We start from the raw sequence: 17,607 nt of genomic DNA, 5'->3' as shown, positions 1-17,607 counted from the left end.
GACTCGATCAACCGTGGACACGCAAGGCCGTAAGCAGCACGTCGACCCGGCGGACCAGTGGGTGTTCGATCCCGAGACGGGCAGCTACGAGCTGCGGCTGGACCCGGGAGCGCCCGCGGACCGCGCCGTTCCGTCCCAGGGCGGCCGCCGGGCGCCGCGCGATCCCCAGCGGAGCGGAAGCCGCCACCAGGGGCAGGCCGGTCAGGGCCGCCCCGGCCAGGAGCAGCCGCCCGGCCCGCGCCGGCAGGCCCAGCGCGCGGGTCAGGGCGGACGGCGGGGTGCGGTCCCGGAGACCGCGGGCGGCCGCGCGGCGACCCGCGCCGGCCGGCGCAAGGCGCAGTCGCGCAAGTCGGGCCGGAAGAAGAAGGCCCTGATCTGGACCGCCGGCACGCTCGGCCTCGTGGTGGTGGCCGCGAGCATCGGCGTCTACGCCCTGTACCAGCAGCTCAACGGCAACATCAACACGGTGGACACGGGCATCGGCTCCAGCAGCGCCACCACCAACGGCCCGGTCGACATCCTCGTGATCGGCACCGACAGCCGGCAGGGCCTGAAGGGCAAGTACGGCGACACGGCGAACATCGGCCACGCGGACACCACGATCCTCTTCCATGTCTCCAAGGACCGCTCCAACGCGACCGCGTTGAGCATCCCGCGCGACATCATCACCGACATCCCGGACTGCCCGACGAAGCAGGCGGACGGCTCCACCAAGCTCATCCCGGGCGAGGAGGGGGTCCGCTTCAACACCAGCCTGGGGCAGTACGGGCGCGACCCCGGCTGCACGATGCGCACGGTCCAGGCGCTGACCGGGATCATGCCGGACCACTTCATGATGGCCAACTTCGACGCCGTCAAGGACCTGTCCACGGCGGTGGGCGGTGTCGAGGTGTGCCTGGCCAAGGACATCGACGACCCGGACTCGCACCTCAAGCTGTCCAAGGGCCGCCACAAGGTGGAGGGCGAGCAGGCGCTGGCGTTCGTCCGCACCCGGCACAGCGTCGGCTTCGGCGGCGACCTGAGCCGTATCCAGCTGCAGCAGCAGTTCCTGGGCTCGATGATGCGGGAGATGAAGTCGGGCGACACGCTGACCAGCCCGACGAAGCTGCTGAAGCTGGCGAACACCGCGACCAAGGCGCTCACCGTGGACACCGGCATCGGCAGCGTGACGAAGCTCGCCGACCTGGCCAAGGACCTGAGCCGGGTGAACACCAAGAACATCACCTTCGCCACGGTCCCGGTCATAGACAACCCCGCCGAGAAGGTGCACACGACGGTCGTGCTGGACAAGACCAGGGCGCCGCAGCTGTTCACCATGGTGCGTCAGGACATCTCGCTCACCGAGGTGAAGAAGAAGGAGAAGGACGCGGCCGCGGGCAAGCTCAAGGGCCCGAAGGCCGACCCGGTCAACGTGCGGGTCGAGGTCTTCAACGGCAGCGGGATCTTCGGCGCGGCCCAGGACACCGTCAACTGGCTGCAGAACTCGGAGGGCGTCAGCCGTTCCACCAACGGCGGCAACGCGCCCGCCGAGGTGAAGAAGACGACGCTGGAGTACGCCCCCAACCAGGCCGACCAGGCACGGCGGCTGGCCGAGATGATGGGGCTGCCCGCCTCCGCCCTCACGCAGGGCACCGAGAACGCGGCGCCGCGCGCCAACATGACGCTCACCCTCGGCAAGGACTTCACCGCCGCGGGGACGCCGATCACGGCACCCACCAAGGCGCCCGAGGGCATCCAGAAGGTCGAGGCGGACGACAGAAGCGTCTGCGCCAAGTAGTCCGGCGGCCGTGCGGCGACGCCGGCTCGCTCCGCAGCAGCAGGAACACAGCGGGAACACATCTACGGGGATCCAACGGGGCTTCAGGGGTGGGGACCAGACATGACCGACCGTGGCGTACGCGATCTCGGGTGGGACGACAGCCTGTACGAGACGCGGCCGCAGCATGAGGCAAAGGTGCCGGGCGGGACACCGGCGGCGGCCGTGGCGGACGGCGGCGGCGCACAGCCTCCCGCGGGGACGCCGCGGCGCCGCGGGCGGCGTGCGCTGCGCTGGACCGCGGTGGTCCTGGCCCTGCTGATACTCGGTACGGCGGGGGCCGGTTACGCGTACTACCAGCACTTGAGCCACAACATCCGCAAGGGCAAGCGCAGCAGCGGCGCCAGCAACGTGCACAAGGCGCCCACGAACGCGCTCAACATCCTTCTGCTGGGCTCCGACAGCCGCAACACCGACGCCAACCTGAAGCTGGGCGGCGCGAAGTACACCCGCGGGGACAAGCCGCGCGCCGACGTGATCATGCTGGTCCACGTCTCCGCGGACCGCAGCAACATGTCGGTGGTGAGCATCCCGCGCGACACCCGGGTGCCGATCCCCGAGTGCACCGATCCCAAGACGGGCGAGAAGTTCCCCGCCACCACGCACGCGATCATCAACGAGAGCCTCACGCACGGCGGTCCGGGCTGCACGCTGGCCACCGTCCAGAACCTCACCAAGGTCTACATCGACCACTGGATGATGATCGACTTCGCGGGTGTGGTGAAGATGGCCGACGCCGTGGGCGGTGTCGAGGTGTGCGTGAAGCAGAACGTGTGGGACCACCCCACCGCGCAGCAGCCCGGCGGCTCCGGCCTGAAGCTCAGGGCGGGCCGGCAGAAGATCTCCGGGAAGACCGCGCTGCAGTGGCTGCGCACCCGGCACGCCTTCGAGAGCGACCTCGGCCGGGCCGAGGCCCAGCACATGTACATGAACTCGATGGTGCGGGAGCTGCGCTCGCAGAACGTCTTCACCGACAGCGGCCGGCTGCGGAACCTGGCGGAGGCGGCGACGAAGGCGCTGCAGGTCTCCGAGGAGATCGGCACCCCCAAGAAGCTGTACGACCTCGGCATGGAGCTCAAGAGCGTCCCGTCGAACCGGATCACGATGCTCACCATGCCGCCGGCCACGGACCCGGAGAACGACCAGCACTACGTCCCGGACGTGGTGGACGCGCCCAAGGTGTGGGCGAAGCTCGTGAACGACGTGCCCTTCGACAACAACGGCGCGAAGAAGCCGAAGAAGCCCGCCCAGTCGGGACCGCCGGCGCGGCCGGCCGCCGAGATCCCGGTGACGGTGGTCAACGGCACCGCCGGCGACAGCACGGGCGCGCCCGTCAACGGCCGCGCGGGCGTCGTGGCGGGCCTGCTGGCCGGCCGGGGCTTCACGGGCGCCGTGAAGGCCGCCGCGGCACAGCCGTCGGCCACCACCGTGATCGACTACCCCGCGGACCTGGGGGCCCAGGCAAGGTCGGACGCGCTCTCCGTGGCGAAGGCCCTCAAGCTGCCGGCCGCGGTTGTGAAGGAATCCACACACGTTGCGTCCATCACACTCGTGGTCGGCGCGGACTGGCGCGAGGGGACGTCCTACACGGGTGGCGCCGACCCCGACGCGAAGCTCCCCGACAGCGCCGGAGCGCTCAACGGCTCGGACAAATCAACGTGCATGCCGGTGTACGCCCCCTATCGGTGGTAGTCGGGAACGCCCCCCTTTGGGGATACAGGGCCAATCGTTTTACATGACCGATAAGAAGCGAAGGCCTGGACAGTTGTCGTCGTTATGTATCGTGACTCCAACCATCCGCGAGCATCTCTGTCGGACCCCACAGGGCTTTGACAGTCGCGCAGCTGAGAATCACCCACGATGCGCGGCGCCTCGGCGCAGCGGTCGACCGGAGTGTCCAGCGCGCCATGGGAGGCCTGAATGCGCCACGGCAGCGCCCCTGGGGGGCTCAACGCCCCTCGCGAACCTCATGAACCCGGGTGGGGCAACGCTCCGTACAGGGGCGGTGACGGGGCACCGTACATTCCGCAGCAGCCCTCGTACGGCGGCGGTTACCAGCAGCAGCCGCAGCAGCCGCAGCAGCCGCAGGGACAGCAGCAGTACGCGCCCTACGACACCACCGCGTACCAGCCCTCGGCCTTCGACCAGGAGGTGTACGAGCCCGAGCCGTACGCCCCCGAGGAGGAGTACGGCGACGACTCCGCCGCCACCGACCCGCGGACCGGCGGGCCGGGTGACGGCGACGACGGCGCGGGGGGCCCCGGCGGTCCGGGCCGGCGCGGCAACCGCCGCCGCAAGAAGGGCAAGCGGCGTGCGCTGCGCTGGGTGGCGATCGTCACATCGCTCGCGATAGTCGGGTCGGCCGGCGCCGCCTGGGCCTACTACGAGCACCTGAACGCGAACATCCGCAAGGACGCTCTCAACCTCGGCGACAGCAAGGTCGACAAGAGCAAGGCGAACGCGGCCGGGCAGACACCGCTCAACATCCTGCTGCTGGGCTCGGACAGCCGGGCCTCCAAGGAGAACCAGAAGCTCGGCGGCGCCAAGGCCGACGCGAACCGCAAGCCGCTGGCCGACGTCCAGATGCTGCTGCACGTCTCGGCCGACCGCAGCAACATGACCGTGGTCAGCATCCCGCGCGACACCCGGGTCACCATCCCCAAGTGCACCGACCCCGACGACGGCACGGTCTACCCCGAGACCAGCGCGGAGACGATCAACGCCAGCCTCGGGCACGGCGGTCCGGGCTGCACCGTGGCCACCTGGGAGAACCTGACCGGCATATCCATCGACCACTTCATGATGATCGACTTCGCCGGCGTGGTGTCCATGGCCGACGCGGTCGGCGGCGTCCCGGTCTGCGTCAAGAGCAACGTCTGGGACAAGAAGTCCGGACTCAAGCTCACCGCGGGCGACCACACCATCAAGGGCCAGCAGGCGCTGCAGTGGCTGCGCACCCGCCACGGCTTCGAGGACGGCAGCGACATCGGCCGCACCCACGCCCAGCACATGTACATGAACGCGATGGTGCGCCAGCTGAAGTCCGGCACGAAGCTCACCGACCCCGGGGCGCTCACGGGCCTCGCGGAGAGCGCCACGAAGGCGCTGACGGTCGACACCGGCCTCGGCACGGTCAAGAAGCTGTACGACATGGGCAACGACCTCAAGGGCGTCCCCACCAGCCGCATCACGATGACCACGATGCCGTGGGGCGCCGACCCCGAGGACCCGAACGCCCACGTCGTGCCGACCCCCGCGGCGACGAAGCTCTTCACGCTGCTCCGCAACGACCAGCCGGTCGACGGCAAGGCGAGCCAGAAGAAGAAGCCGACGGCCACCCCGACCGCGAAGCCCGACGCCAAGGCGGACATCGCGGTCACGGTGGAGAACGGCACCGGCACGGCCGCCCAGGCCGCCGTCCCCAGACGGGCCAAGGCGATCTCCGACCGCCTCCTCGCGCTGGGCTTCACGCAGGCGGCCGCCGAGAGCACCCCGCAGTCGCAGTCCGGCTCGACGGTCACCTACCCCTCCGACGACCAGCAGGCGAACGCCCTGGCGGTCGCGAAGTCGCTGGGCATGCCGACGAGCTCGGTGAAGAAGTCCGACCAGGCCTCCGGGATCACGCTGGTGGTCGGCGCCGACTGGACGACCGGCACGAGCTACCCGAAGCAGAGCTCGTCCGACACCAAGGAAGTGCTGGACAGCGCGAACGCGCTCAACGCCTCCGACAAGTCGGCGTGCATGAAGGTCAACCCGTACTACCGCTGGTAGCAAGCGGAGGCCGGGCCCCCCGCCGGGGCCCGGCCGCGGGTGTCACGCGTCGGCGTCGGCCGTCGGCCGCACCGCGGGACGGCGGCTGGCGATGACCCGGCGGGCCAGCGAACGCGGGCTGGTGAGGAAGCCGAAGCCCCAGGACATGTGCATCGTGGCCAGCGCGACCGGGATCTGCGCCCGCGCCGCGAGGGGCAGACCCTTGCCGGCCGGCAGCGAACCCAGCGCGATGGCGGCCAGATAGCCGCCGGGGACCACGAAGCCCAGCGGGGTGACGGCCGCACCGACGACCACGCCCGCGGCTATCGCCAGGACGGCGCCGGGGGCGGCCAGGTAGCGCAGGTTGACCGACCCCTGGTGGTAGCGGGTGACGACACGGCGCCACCGGCCGTAGTCCTTGTACTGCTTGGCCAGCGCCCGCACGCTCGGCCGCGGCCGGTAGGAGACCCGCAGCTCGGGCGAGAACCAGATCAGGCCGCCGGCCTCGCGGATGCGGTAGTTCAGCTCCCAGTCCTGGGCGCGGATGAACTCCTCGTTGTAGCCGCCCTGCTGCTCCAGCACCTCGCGGCGGAAGACGCCCAGGTAGACGGTGTCGGCGGGGGCCGCCTGGCCGCCGGTGTGGAAGGCCGCGTTGCCGACGCCGATCTTCGAGGTCATGGCGGCGGCGACGGCGCGCTCCCAGTCGGTCTCGCCCTCGGCGTGCATGATGCCGCCGACGTTGGCGGCCCCGGTCTCGTCCATCAGCCGCACCGCGGTCTTGATGTAGTCCGGGGAGAGCATGCCGTGACCGTCGACCCGGACCACGACGGGGTGCCGGGAGGCCTTGATGGCCGCGTTCAGGGCGGCGGGGGTGCGGCCCGTGGGGTTGGGCACGGTGTGCACCCGGGGGTCCTCGCGCACGAGCTCGGCGGCGATCTCGTCGGTGCGGTCCGTCGAGGGGCCGAGGGCGATGACGACCTCCAGCTCGCCCGCGTAGTCCTGCTCCAGGATGTGCCGGACGGACGCGCGCAGATGGCGCTCCTCGTCGAGCACCGGCATGATCACGGAAACGGCGGGCGGCAGGTGGGGGGTCGCAGCGTTCACAGCCGCACACGTTACCGCGAACGGATGACAGCGGTGCGCGGGCCCGGGCGAGGCTCATACCGTAGGACGGTATGACTGCTTAACGTGCCTTTATGACCGCCGCTCGACGCCGCCCGCCGGCGCCCGCCGCCCGCCGGACCCCGGTGCGCCGCGGGATGCGCCTCCTCGGCGCGGTCTCGCTGGTCATCCTGACCGCCAGCGGGATCGGGCACGCCGTCCGCGCGCACATGGACAGCCGTCTCGCGCACGTGGACGCCCTCGGCGGGCAGAAGAGCCGCGCCGGATCCACCAAGGGCACCAACTACCTGATCGTCGGCACCGACCTGCGCCGGGGCCTCACCGCGGCCCAGCGCACCCGCTGGCACCTGGGCGGCCAGGCCTGCGACTGCGCGGACACGATGATGCTCGCGCACGTCTCGCGGGACGGCCGCCGGATCAGCGTGGTCGGCCTGCCCCGGGACTCCTACGCCGAGCTCCCCCGCCCCGGCAAGCTGAAGTGGGCGTACGGGGACGGCGGCCCCGCGCTGACCGTCAGGGCCGTCGAGAAGCTGACCGGGCTGCCCGTCGACCACTACGCCGAGATCGACTTCCGGCGCTTCATGAAGGCCGTCGACCTCGTCGGCGGCGTCGACGTGTGCACCGCCCACCCGCTGAGCGACCGCTACACCGGGATCGACCTGCCCGCCGGGACCGTCCGCATGAACGGCGGCGCCGCGCTCCAGTACGTCCGCTCCGGGTTCGGCCAGGACGCCATGGACGTGACCCGCATGGGCCACCAGCAGCGCTTCCTGGCGGCCCTGGTGCGCCGGGCGACCGAGACCGGGCTGCTGCGCAACCCGGCCAAGCTCGAACAGGTCGCCGCGGCCGCGCTCGGCTCGGTGCGCACCGACCGGCAGACCACACCGGACGACCTGATCTCGCTGGTCACCGGGTTGCGCGGCGGCTTCGGCGTCGGGTCGCTGGAGTTCGCGACGGTACCGGTGGAGCCGACGCCCTTCCGCGTCCAGGGGGTCGGCTCGACCGTGCGCTGGTCCACCGGGGGCGCCAAGCGGCTCTTCGACGCCCTCCGGGAGGACCGGCCCCTGGCCGGCCCGGCCGCCGCCCCCGCGAGCGGGACGCCCGCGCCCTCGCGCAGCCCCGAGCAGGTGGACGTGCCACCCGGCTCGATCCACGTCCAGGTCAACAACGGCACGGCCGTCACGGGCCTCGGCGCCCGCGCCGACAAGGACCTGCGCGGCACCGGCTTCCGCACCACGGGGATGCCGGGCAACACCACGCGGCACGACGCGGAGTACACCGTCATCCACTACGACCCGGGCTGGGACCGCTCCGCGGCCGTGCTCGGCACCGCGCTGCCGTACGCGGAGCTGCGGGCCGTGCCCGGGCTCGGGCCGGTGCTGCGGGTGATCGTGGGCGCCGACTACCGGGGCGTCACGCCGGTACGGGCCGGGGAGCCCGCCCCGGCACCCCAGCCGCGGCCGGAGCCGGTGGGCATCAGGCCGGTCCGGGGCGACCGCATGCTGTGCGGCTGACCGCGGTCAGCCGTCCAGCCCCTCGGCGGCCCGCTTCTGGCGCAGCTCCATGATCGCCCGGCGGCGGGCCAGCCGGTGCGTGCGCCGGATCTGGGCCTCCTGGTAGCGGCGGCGGTCCCGGTCGGTCTCCAGGACCAGTTCCGGCACGGACCGCGGCTTGCCCTCGGCGTCGACGGCGACGAAGACCAGATAGGCGCTGGCCACCTGGGTGCCCGGCCCCGACTCGTTCCAGCGTTCGGCGACCACCCGCACGCCGACCTCCATGGAGGACCGGCCGGTCCAGTTGACCTGCGCCTGCACCTTGAGCAGGTCGCCGACCCGCACCGGCTCCAGGAACGCCATCTCGTCCATGGCGCCGGTCACGGCCGGGCCCTCGGAGTGGCGGCCGGCGACGGCCCCCGCGGCGTCGTCCACCAGCTTCATGACCACACCGCCGTGCACGGTGCCCAGGAGGTTCGTGTCGTTCTGGGTCATGATGTGCGCCAGCGTGATCCGCGAGGCGGAGGTCGGCTTGGCCGCGACGGGGTGCGGGGCAGGCTCTTCGAACATGGGCCCAGCCTATGCAGTGGCCCGCGGCGCCCTCCGCCCGGCACACCTTGCCCGGGGACGGGGCCGGGCGGATGCTGTCAAAGGGGGATGTTCCCGATGTTTTCGATGTCCGTGTTGAACCCGCCATCCGAGCCTGTCCTTGAGGTGAGCGCCATGGAGAAGACCTGGACGATCAAGCTGACCCTGGAGGAGGACGGCAACCGCACCGCCTGCACCGCGTCGCTGGCCGGCGACGGCGCCCCGGGAGTCGTGGGGCACGGGTACTCCCGGCGCAATCCCGGCGACGAACCGGACCTGCGCATCGGGGAGGACGTGGCCGCGTCCCGGGCCTGCTCCAACCTGGCCCACGAACTGCTGGAGCAGGCGGCCGGGATGATCGAGACGCACACCGACCTGCCCACCCACCTCACGGGATGACGCGGGACGGGCGCATTGGGTCACGGGGAAGCGGCAGTCCTGTGACCTTTGCATCAGCTCTGCTGCAGAAGCGGAACCGATCTCCTGCTCTGCCCTCGGAACGGGCACACTGCCGTACATGAACGCATGGCCCGACGGCTGGTCCGACAACAGGAACCAGCGGCAGCAGCAGACGCCCGAGCCCCCGCTGCCCCCCGAGCTCTCCCCGCGCCGCGCGGCGGCGGGCCCCGGCAGCGTCCCGCGCCAGCAGGGGTACGGCAGCCCTGCCGCCCCCGCGCCCGCCTACGGCGGCGGCGGGTACGGCGGCGACGGGGGTGACGGGGGCGGCTACGGCCCGCCCACGACCGCCGGCCGGCCTCCCCGTCCGGGCAGCCGCGCACGCCGGGTCAAGGTGACCCTGCTGGCGCTGGTGGTCGTCGTGCTCGCCTGGTCCATCGGCACCTACATATGGGCCGACGGCAAGGTGCGCCGCGAGGTCGACCTCGGCACGGTGATCGACCGGCCGGAGACCGGCAAGGGCACCAACTACCTGATCGTGGGCTCCGACAGCCGCGAGGGCCTGTCCGGCGACCAGAAGAAGCAGCTGCACACCGGCTCCGCCGCGGGCAAGCGCACGGACTCCATGATGATCCTGCACGTCGGCGACAACGGGAACTCGCTGATCTCGCTCCCGCGCGACTCCTACGTCACGATCCCCGACTTCAAGGGATCCGAGTCGGGCAAGACGTTCAAGTCCCCCGGGCAGAACAAGCTGAACGCCGCCTACTCGATCGACGGCCCGACGCTGCTGGTGCGCACCATCGAGTACAACACCGGCCTGCACATCGACCACTACGCGGAGATCGGCTTCGCCGGCTTCGCCAACATCGTGGACGCGGTCGGCGGCGTCGAGCTGGACATCCCGCGCAACATCGACGACAAGAACTCCGGCCTGCACATCAAGAAGGGCACCCAGACCCTCAACGGCGACGAGGCGCTCGCCTTCGTCCGCCAGCGGTACCAGGAGGCGGAGGGCGACCTCGGCCGGACCAAGAACCAGCAGAAGTTCCTGGCCGCCCTCGCGTCCCAGACCGCGACGCCGGGCACGGTGCTCAACCCGTTCAAGCTCTACCCGGTGATGGGCTCGGGCCTGGACACCCTGATCGTCGACAAGGACATGAGCCTGTGGAACCTGGTCTCGATGTTCTGGGCGATGAAGGGCGTCAACAGCGGTGACGGCCTGTCGATGAACATGCCGACCGCCGGCTCGATCAACACCAGCGCGGGCAGCTCCCTGAAGTGGGACATGCCGAAGGTGAAGCAGCTGATCTCCGAGCTGAAGAACGACGAGAAGGTCACCGTCACCCCCGACTCGTGAGCCGGGCGAGACGACCGGGGGCCGGGGAGCGGGCGCTTCCCGGCCCTCACGGCGTACTGGCGCCGAGCCGGTCCAGGGAGTGGCCCGCGACGTAGTCGGCCATGGTGTCGTTGCGCAGGGCCTCCCAGAGCTGGGAGCTGCCGCTCTCGTCGAGCAGCACGACCGACTGGCCCTTGATCATGTCGAGCCCGCCCACGGGCGCGTTCATGAAGACCATGTCGGACGCCCGGACGTCGCGCATCTTCCACATCAGGTCGCGCAGGTCGCCGTCGGAGAGCCGGTCGTCGACGCTGACCACCCCGGTGACCTGGTCCAGCAGGTGCTTGGCCTTGAGCGGGCTGCTCATCGTGGACGGGGTGAGCGTCTTGGCGATCACCGCGCGGAGGAAGGCCTGCTGGCGGTGGGTGCGGTCCAGGTCGCCGCGGGGCAGGTGGTAGCGCTCGCGGACGTAGGTCAGGGCCTGGTCGCCGTTCATGTGCCGGCCGGCGAGGTCGACGCCGCCGATGGCGTCGGTCAGGGTGCGGAAGCCGCTCCAGTCGATGACGGCGAGGTGGTCGACCTTGACGTCGGTCAGCCGCTGCACGGTGTCGATGAGCAGCGGGGGACCGCCCCAGGAGAAGGCGGCGTTGAGCTTGGCCTTGCCGTTGCCGGGGACGCTGACCCAGCTGTCGCGGGGCAGCGAGACCACGTAGGCGTGCCGGTGGTCGGCGGGCAGGTGGACCAGCATCATGGTGTCGCTGCGCTGGGCGCCGCGCCTCCACTCCGGCGCCTGCGCGTCCTCGCCGGTGGTGGGCAGGTCGGAGCGGGCGTCCACGCCGACCAGAAGGAACGTTTCGCCGCCCTTGGCGGGAGCCGGCTGCTCGCTCTCGGGCACATTGGTGGGAAAGGCGTTCGGGATCCGGCTCACCTTGCCGGTGTAGTGGTCCACCGCCCACCACAGTGTTCCCGCCACCGCGACCACCCCCGCCGCCAGCAGCGTCAGCGCCGCCAGCAGGACCCTGCGGGTGCGGCGGCGCCGCTTGCGGCCGCGCGCGGCCTCGTCCCCGTGCGTTTCCTCAACAGCCGTGTCCTTGTGACCGACCGGATCCGTCGTCGTCACGCCCCACCCCCACACTGTGCACCCGCTCCCCACGCGTGCGTACGGGGCATTGTGGCGCGCCGAGGCCGTCCATGGCCATGCCCATGGCACCCGTCCCGCCACACGGGCACCACGCCCCCGCCAACCCCGACGCACCGGGCGGACGGGAGGACGTCACCCCCCGCGGTTATGCTCGGCAGCACAGACCGGCCACCACCAGGGGAGGGAGCCTCCATGGCCCTCAAGCTCACCGTGATCGGCACCGGCTATCTGGGCGCCACGCACGCCGCCGCGATGGCGGAGCTGGGCTTCGAGGTACTGGGGCTGGACATCGACCCCGCCAAGATCGAGACACTGTCGGCGGGCCGGGTCCCCATGTACGAACCGGGCCTGGAGGAACTTCTGGGCCGCCATGTCGCGGGCCTGCCCGGCGCGAGCGGCCGGCTGCGCTTCACCACGTCATGGGAGGAGGTCGCCGCCTTCGGCGACGTCCACTTCGTCTGCGTCAACACCCCGCAGAAGCACGGCGAGTACGCCTGCGACATGAGCCACGTCGAGTCCGCCTTCGACCTGCTCGCCCCGCACCTGACCCGACCCGCCCTCGTCGTCGGCAAGTCCACGGTGCCGGTCGGCAGCGCGGCCCGGCTCGCCGGGCGGCTGGCCGAACTCGCCCCGGTGGGCGACCGGGCCGAACTGGCGTGGAACCCGGAGTTCCTGCGCGAGGGCTTCGCCGTCGAGGACACCCTGCACCCCGACCGGATCGTCGTCGGCGTCGCCTCCGAGCACGCCGAGAAGCTCCTGCGGGAGATCTACGCGACCCCGGTCTCCGAGGGCACCCCGTTCGTCGTCGCGGACTACCCCACCGCCGAGTTGGTGAAGACGGCGGCGAACGCCTTCCTCGCCACCAAGATCTCCTTCATCAACGCCATGGCCGAGGTCAGCGAGGCCGCCGGCGGCGACGTCATGAAGCTCGCGGAGGCCATCGGCCACGACGACCGGATCGGCAAGAAGTTCCTCCGGGCCGGCATCGGCTTCGGCGGCGGCTGCCTGCCCAAGGACATCCGGGCGTTCATGGCCCGCGCCGGCGAACTCGGCGCCGACCAGGCCCTGACGTTCCTGCGCGAGGTCGACTCCATCAACATGCGGCGCCGGGCCCACATGGTCGAACTGGCCCGCGAGGCCTGCGGCAGCGGCGGCTTCCTCGGCAAGCGCGTCGCGGTACTGGGCGCGGCCTTCAAGCCGGACTCGGACGACGTACGGGACTCCCCCGCGCTCAACGTCGCCGGGCAGATCCACCTCCAGGGCGGCCAGGTCACCGTCTACGACCCCAAGGCGATGGACAACGCCCGCCGCCTCTTCCCCACGCTCGGCTACGCATCCAGCGCGCTGGAGGCGGTACGCGGCGCCCAGGTCGTGCTGCACCTGACCGAGTGGCAGGAGTTCCGCGAGCTTGACACGGGGGCGCTGGGGGCCGTGGCGGGGCAGCGGCACATCATCGACGGGCGCAACGCGTTGAACGCTGCCGTGTGGCGGGCGGCGGGGTGGACGTTCCGGGCGATGGGCCGCCCCAACGCGTAGCCCTGGCGGGCGGCATGCGGGCCCCTGTCGCTTCCGGTCCGGCGTTCCCTTTTCCCCCGCCCTCCCGCCCGTGTGCCCTGTGAAGTCAGGGCGCCCCGACGCCAGTTGTGGGGGGGGCCGGGTTCGGGGCCTCCGGGGCTGCCATTCTGGACAGCACATTTAGGTGCCTCAGGCACCCTCGGCTGCGTGCCCCCGGGTTGTGCACCCAAATATGCTCCACAGTCCAGAACGCCACCCCTCCGACCCCGCCCCCTCTGTTTCGTATCGCGCCTGATCCCCGGTGGGTGGGTAGAGACGGCACCGTGTCCGGGCACCCATTGGCGCAGCGCCAACAAAGTGCGCAGCCGTCACCGCCAACAGACACCCCACCGGCCGTAAGTCGCCCCAACGACCCCGGGAGGGGGTGCGCCGGGGTCCGCCCGCAGGCGACGAGCGGCGACCGCGCTGCACAGCACGTTGGCGTAGACCGCGAGCGCCGAGGACGGACTCCGGAGCGGCGCCGACCCCACAACGCACGCAGCGCGGGGCCCGCACATACCGCGCCGGGCAATCGGGCGGGCGGGTGGGGGAAAAACCCAGGCGGCCAGCGCAGCGGAACCGCTAGTGCACGTCGCCCATCAGGGCGACCACCCGCTTGCGGTACAGCACGAACGCGACACCCGCCGCCAGCGCCACGCCGCCCTGGATCGCGAAGGCCGTCTCCGACAGGAACCCCTCCCCGATGACCAGCTGAAGGATCGCCGCCACGCAGTCGCCCGCCGTCACGGCGAGGAACCACAGGCCCATCATCTGGCTGGCGTACTTGACCGGGGCCAGCTTCGTGGTCACCGACAGGCCCACCGGGGACAGGCACAGCTCCGCGGCGGTCTGGATGAGGTAGACCACGGCGAGCCACAGCGGGGTGACCCGGGTGTCGCCGGAGGCGGCGGCCTGGGCCAGCATCATCACGACGAACGAGGCGCCGATGCCGACGAGGCCGAGCGCGAACTTCACGGTGGTGCTGGGGTTCTTCCGGCCCAGCTTCATCCACAGCAGGGCGAAGACCGGGGCCAGGGCCATCACGAAGAGCGGGTTCAGCGACTGGAACCAGCTCTCGGGGAAGTGGAAGCCCCAGAGCTTCGACGCGGTGTGGTCGGAGGCGAAGACCGTCAGGGTCGAGCCGGACTGGTCGTAGATCATCCAGAAGACGGCGGCGACGACGAAGAACCAGATGTAGCCGGTCACCTTGGTCTTCTCGTCCGAGGTGAGCTCCTGGTCGCGGCGGATGCGCATGAAGTAGTACGCCGGCAGCGCCAGGCCCAGCAGTGAGAGCGGCCACAGCACCCAGTTGATCGTGAAGTGGCCGGTGAAGGTGACCACGCCGTAGAAGACGACCGCGGCGGCGAGCCAGAGCAGGGCCTTCTTCATCAGTCCGGCGCGCTCGGCGGTGTCCAGGGGGGTGGGGACCACGCTGGAGACCGGCGCGAGGTGCTTGGTGCCCAGCAGGAACTGGCCGAGGCCGAGGCCCATGCCGACGCCGGCGAGGGCGAAGCCCAGGTGCCAGTCGACGTTCTGGCCGACGGTGCCGATGACCAGCGGCGCGAGGAAGGCGCCGAGGTTGATCCCGATGTAGAAGATCGTGAAGCCGCCGTCGCGGCGGGGGTCGTTCCGGTCCGGGTAGAGCTGGCCGACCATCGTGGAGATGTTGGACTTCAGCAGGCCGGAGCCGACGGCGATGAAGACCAGGCCGACGAAGAACGAGGCCCGGACGGGCACCGCCAGGAGGAAGTGGCCGATCATGATGATCGTGCCGCCGATGGCGACCGTGCGGCGCGGGCCCCACAGGCGGTCGGCGAACCAGCCGCCGGGCATGGCCAGCAGGTACACGGTGGCGGTGTAGACGCTGTAGATGGCGCCGGCGGTGGCGGCCTTCATGCCGAGGCCGCCGTCCGCGACCGAGGCCGTCAGGTAGAGGACGAGCAACGCCCTCATGCCGTAGTAGCTGAACCGCTCCCACGTCTCGGTCATGAAGAGTGTGGCCAGGCCGCGGGGGTGGCCGAGGAAGCTGCCGCCGGAACTGCTGTTCCGTGCGGCGAGGCCCTCAGTCAGGCTGGACGCCATGGGCTTTCCTTGCTGCTCGGGACGCGCCGCGCGAGGGGGGCGCGCCCGGGTGGGGGGTGACCGGCACCGGCGCACGCGAAGGCGCGCCAGGATCCACGGCCACCGCCTTCCCAGGCGGCGGCCCCGGCCTACAGGTCGATGACTGATGCTGGTGGGGACCAGCCCCGCAGCAGTAGGGCCCATCGACGCCACATGAACGTCAAAGGTCCCACGGGGGAACTGATGCGGGCTTTTCGTTACTTTATGACAGCTTCACATGTGTTATATGGGGCGACTTGAGACGCGTCTCACAGCACGCACGGCCCGCCCGGCGTGCGGTTTCTCCGAGCGGACTACCATCAGCGCATGACCCGCGTACTGCTCGCCGAGGACGACGCATCCATCTCGGAACCGCTCGCACGCGCGCTGCGCCGCGAAGGGTACGAGGTCGAGGTGCGTGAGGACGGACCGGCGGCGCTCGAAGCCGCCCTGCTCGGCTCCTTCGATCTGTTGGTGCTCGATCTGGGGCTGCCCGGAATGGACGGGCTCGAGGTGTGCAGGAGGCTGCGCACCGAGGGCCATGGATTCCCGGTGCTGGTGCTGACCGCCCGCGCCGACGAGGTGGACACGGTGGTCGGCCTGGACGCCGGCGCCGACGACTATGTGACCAAGCCCTTCCGGCTGGCCGAGCTGCTGGCCCGCGTGCGGGCCCTGCTGCGGCGCGGCACGGCGGAGGCCCAGCATCCCTCGACCCAGGGGGTGCGGATCGACGTCGAGTCGCACCGCGCCTGGATGGGCGACGAGGAGCTGCAGCTCACGGCGAAGGAGTTCGACCTGCTGCGTGTGCTGGTGCGGGACGCCGGGCGGGTGGTCACCCGTGAGCAGCTGATGCGCGAGGTGTGGGACACCACGTGGTGGTCGTCGACCAAGACGCTCGACATGCACATCTCGTGGCTGCGCAAGAAGCTGGGCGACGACGCGGCCGCCCCGCGCTACATCTCCACCGTCCGCGGTGTCGGGTTCCGGTTCGAGAAGAACTGAGCGAACCGAACACGATGCCCGCGGACCTGTCCGCCCCGGAAAGCTGAGACGCTTCAACCATGCGCCGCCGTCTCATCCAGTCCACGCTCGCCGTGGTGCTCGTCGTCATCGCCGTCTTCGGCGTCTCCCTGGTCATCGTGGAGACCCGGACGATCGAGAACAGCGCCAGGGAGAGCGTGGACTCGGAGGCGGTACGGCTGATCGGCATCGTCGAGAGCCGGATCATCGGCGACGAGCGGATCAGCCGCGCGGTGCTGTCCCAGCAGATCGCGCCGGACCGCTACGCGCGGGTGACGATCCCGGGCGAGACCCCGATCGTCATCGGCACGCGCCCGACGGGCAAGGTGATCTCCTCCCGGCAGACGGGCGAGCACGGCGAGACCGTCGTCGTCCAGGAGTCACGGAGCAAGGTCAGCCAGGAGATCGGCCGCACCCTGCTGATCATCCTCGCGGTGGCGCTGCTGGCGGTGCTGGCCGCCGTGGTGCTGGCGGTGCGGCAGGCGCGGCGGCTCGGCAGTCCGCTGACCGATCTGGCCGAGACCGCGGAACGGCTGGGTTCGGGCGACCCGCGGCCCCGGCACCGCCGCTACGGGGTGCCGGAGCTGGACCGGGTCGCCGACGTGCTGGACCGCAGCGCCGAGCGGATCGCCCGCATGCTGACCGCGGAACGGCGGCTGGCCGCGGACGCCTCGCACCAGCTGCGGACCCCGCTGACCGCGCTGTCGATGCGGCTGGAGGAGATCATCGCCACCGCCGACGACCAGGAGACGGTCAAGGAGGAGGCGACGATCGCGCTCGGCCAGGTCGAGCGGCTGACCGATGTCGTGCAGCGGCTGCTCACCAACGCGCGCGACCCGCGGACCGGTTCCGCGGTGGTCTTCGACATCGACGACGTGATCAAGCAGCAGGTCGAGGAGTGGCGCCCGGCCTACCGCAGCGCGGGGCGGGTCATCACCACGGGTTCCGACCGGATGCGGGCGGTGGGCACGCCGGGCGCGGTCGCGCAGGTGCTGGCCACCCTGCTGGAGAACGGGCTGATGCACGGCGCGGGCACGGTGGCGATCTCCACCCGCGTCACCGGAAACCAGGTGGTGGTGGAGGTGACGGACGAGGGCCAGGGCGTGCCGCCGGAGCTGGGGGCCCGGGTCTTCGAGCGCACGGTCAGCGGGCGCAACTCCACGGGCATCGGTCTGGCCGTCGCGCGGGACCTGGCCGAGGCGGACGGCGGCCGGCTGGAACTGCTCCAGCAGCGTCCGCCGGTCTTCGCGCTCTTCCTGGCCCGCCAGGAACCGCCGCTGTGACGTCA

General features: G+C 71.2%; 13 protein-coding genes. 9 read left to right on the top strand and 4 right to left on the bottom strand.

The window, feature by feature from the left end; genetic code table 11:
• Window positions 1-13: 13 nt before the first annotated feature.
• The 3 genes from ACIP64_RS19245 to ACIP64_RS19235 all read left to right on the top strand — a co-directional run bounded on the left by ACIP64_RS19245 (window position 14) and on the right by ACIP64_RS19235 (window position 5,587).
• Window positions 14-1,777, top strand: a complete 1,764-nt coding sequence (locus tag ACIP64_RS19245; RefSeq protein ID WP_401587903.1) for an LCP family protein — start codon at window positions 14-16, stop codon at window positions 1,775-1,777.
• A gap of 102 nt (window positions 1,778-1,879) precedes the next feature.
• On the top strand, window positions 1,880-3,508 hold the full coding sequence (locus ACIP64_RS19240; protein ID WP_401587900.1) for an LCP family protein: 1,629 nt from the start codon (window positions 1,880-1,882) through the stop codon (window positions 3,506-3,508).
• A 228-nt stretch (window positions 3,509-3,736) separates the two neighbouring features.
• The gene (locus tag ACIP64_RS19235; protein WP_401587897.1) at window positions 3,737-5,587 is read left to right on the top strand and encodes an LCP family protein; all 1,851 of its coding nucleotides are present in this window, start codon (window positions 3,737-3,739) and stop codon (window positions 5,585-5,587) included.
• A 42-nt stretch (window positions 5,588-5,629) separates the two neighbouring features.
• Here the strand turns inward: ACIP64_RS19235 and ACIP64_RS19230 are convergent, their stop codons facing one another.
• Window positions 5,630-6,670, bottom strand: coding sequence for a glycosyltransferase family 2 protein (locus ACIP64_RS19230; protein ID WP_401587894.1), 1,041 nt, complete (start codon window positions 6,668-6,670; stop codon window positions 5,630-5,632).
• Window positions 6,671-6,762: 92 nt separating this feature from the next.
• Between ACIP64_RS19230 and ACIP64_RS19225 the strand changes: the two genes are divergently transcribed.
• The gene (locus ACIP64_RS19225; protein ID WP_401587892.1) at window positions 6,763-8,202 is read left to right on the top strand and encodes an LCP family protein; all 1,440 of its coding nucleotides are present in this window, start codon (window positions 6,763-6,765) and stop codon (window positions 8,200-8,202) included.
• A gap of 6 nt (window positions 8,203-8,208) precedes the next feature.
• Here the strand turns inward: ACIP64_RS19225 and ACIP64_RS19220 are convergent, their stop codons facing one another.
• Window positions 8,209-8,751, bottom strand: a complete 543-nt coding sequence (locus tag ACIP64_RS19220; RefSeq protein WP_401587890.1) for an acyl-CoA thioesterase — start codon at window positions 8,749-8,751, stop codon at window positions 8,209-8,211.
• Window positions 8,752-8,904: 153 nt separating this feature from the next.
• Between ACIP64_RS19220 and ACIP64_RS19215 the strand changes: the two genes are divergently transcribed.
• Window positions 8,905-9,168: a DUF1876 domain-containing protein gene (locus ACIP64_RS19215; protein ID WP_360910957.1), complete on the top strand. Its 264-nt coding sequence runs from the start codon at window positions 8,905-8,907 to the stop codon at window positions 9,166-9,168.
• 118 nt (window positions 9,169-9,286) lie between these two features.
• A complete protein-coding gene (locus ACIP64_RS19210; RefSeq protein WP_401587887.1) occupies window positions 9,287-10,525 on the top strand; it encodes an LCP family protein in 1,239 nt (412 codons plus the stop codon).
• Between the two features lie 46 nt (window positions 10,526-10,571).
• Here ACIP64_RS19210 and ACIP64_RS19205 read toward each other — a convergent pair whose 3' ends face one another.
• A complete protein-coding gene (locus ACIP64_RS19205; protein WP_401587885.1) occupies window positions 10,572-11,624 on the bottom strand; it encodes an LCP family protein in 1,053 nt (350 codons plus the stop codon).
• A 213-nt stretch (window positions 11,625-11,837) separates the two neighbouring features.
• Between ACIP64_RS19205 and ACIP64_RS19200 the strand changes: the two genes are divergently transcribed.
• Entirely contained in the window at window positions 11,838-13,181 is a 1,344-nt protein-coding gene (locus tag ACIP64_RS19200; RefSeq protein ID WP_401587882.1) for a UDP-glucose dehydrogenase family protein, read from the top strand.
• Window positions 13,182-13,781: 600 nt separating this feature from the next.
• Here the strand turns inward: ACIP64_RS19200 and ACIP64_RS19195 are convergent.
• Window positions 13,782-15,281: a peptide MFS transporter gene (locus ACIP64_RS19195; protein ID WP_401587879.1), complete on the bottom strand. Its 1,500-nt coding sequence runs from the start codon at window positions 15,279-15,281 to the stop codon at window positions 13,782-13,784.
• Between the two features lie 345 nt (window positions 15,282-15,626).
• On the opposite strand from ACIP64_RS19195, the gene ACIP64_RS19190 reads away from it, so the two are divergent.
• Both ACIP64_RS19190 and ACIP64_RS19185 read left to right on the top strand, forming a co-directional pair.
• Window positions 15,627-16,301, top strand: a complete 675-nt coding sequence (locus ACIP64_RS19190) for a response regulator transcription factor (protein WP_018559726.1) — start codon at window positions 15,627-15,629, stop codon at window positions 16,299-16,301.
• Window positions 16,302-16,360: 59 nt separating this feature from the next.
• The gene (locus ACIP64_RS19185) at window positions 16,361-17,602 is read left to right on the top strand and encodes an ATP-binding protein (protein WP_401587876.1); all 1,242 of its coding nucleotides are present in this window, start codon (window positions 16,361-16,363) and stop codon (window positions 17,600-17,602) included.
• The last annotated feature ends 5 nt before the right edge of the window (window positions 17,603-17,607 follow it).

Source organism: Streptomyces sp. NPDC088733 (assembly GCF_044751185.1).
Lineage (GTDB): Bacteria > Actinomycetota > Actinomycetes > Streptomycetales > Streptomycetaceae > Actinacidiphila.
The sequence above is the reverse complement of the archived record's forward strand: the minus strand, read 5'-3'. Positions and strand labels throughout refer to the sequence as shown.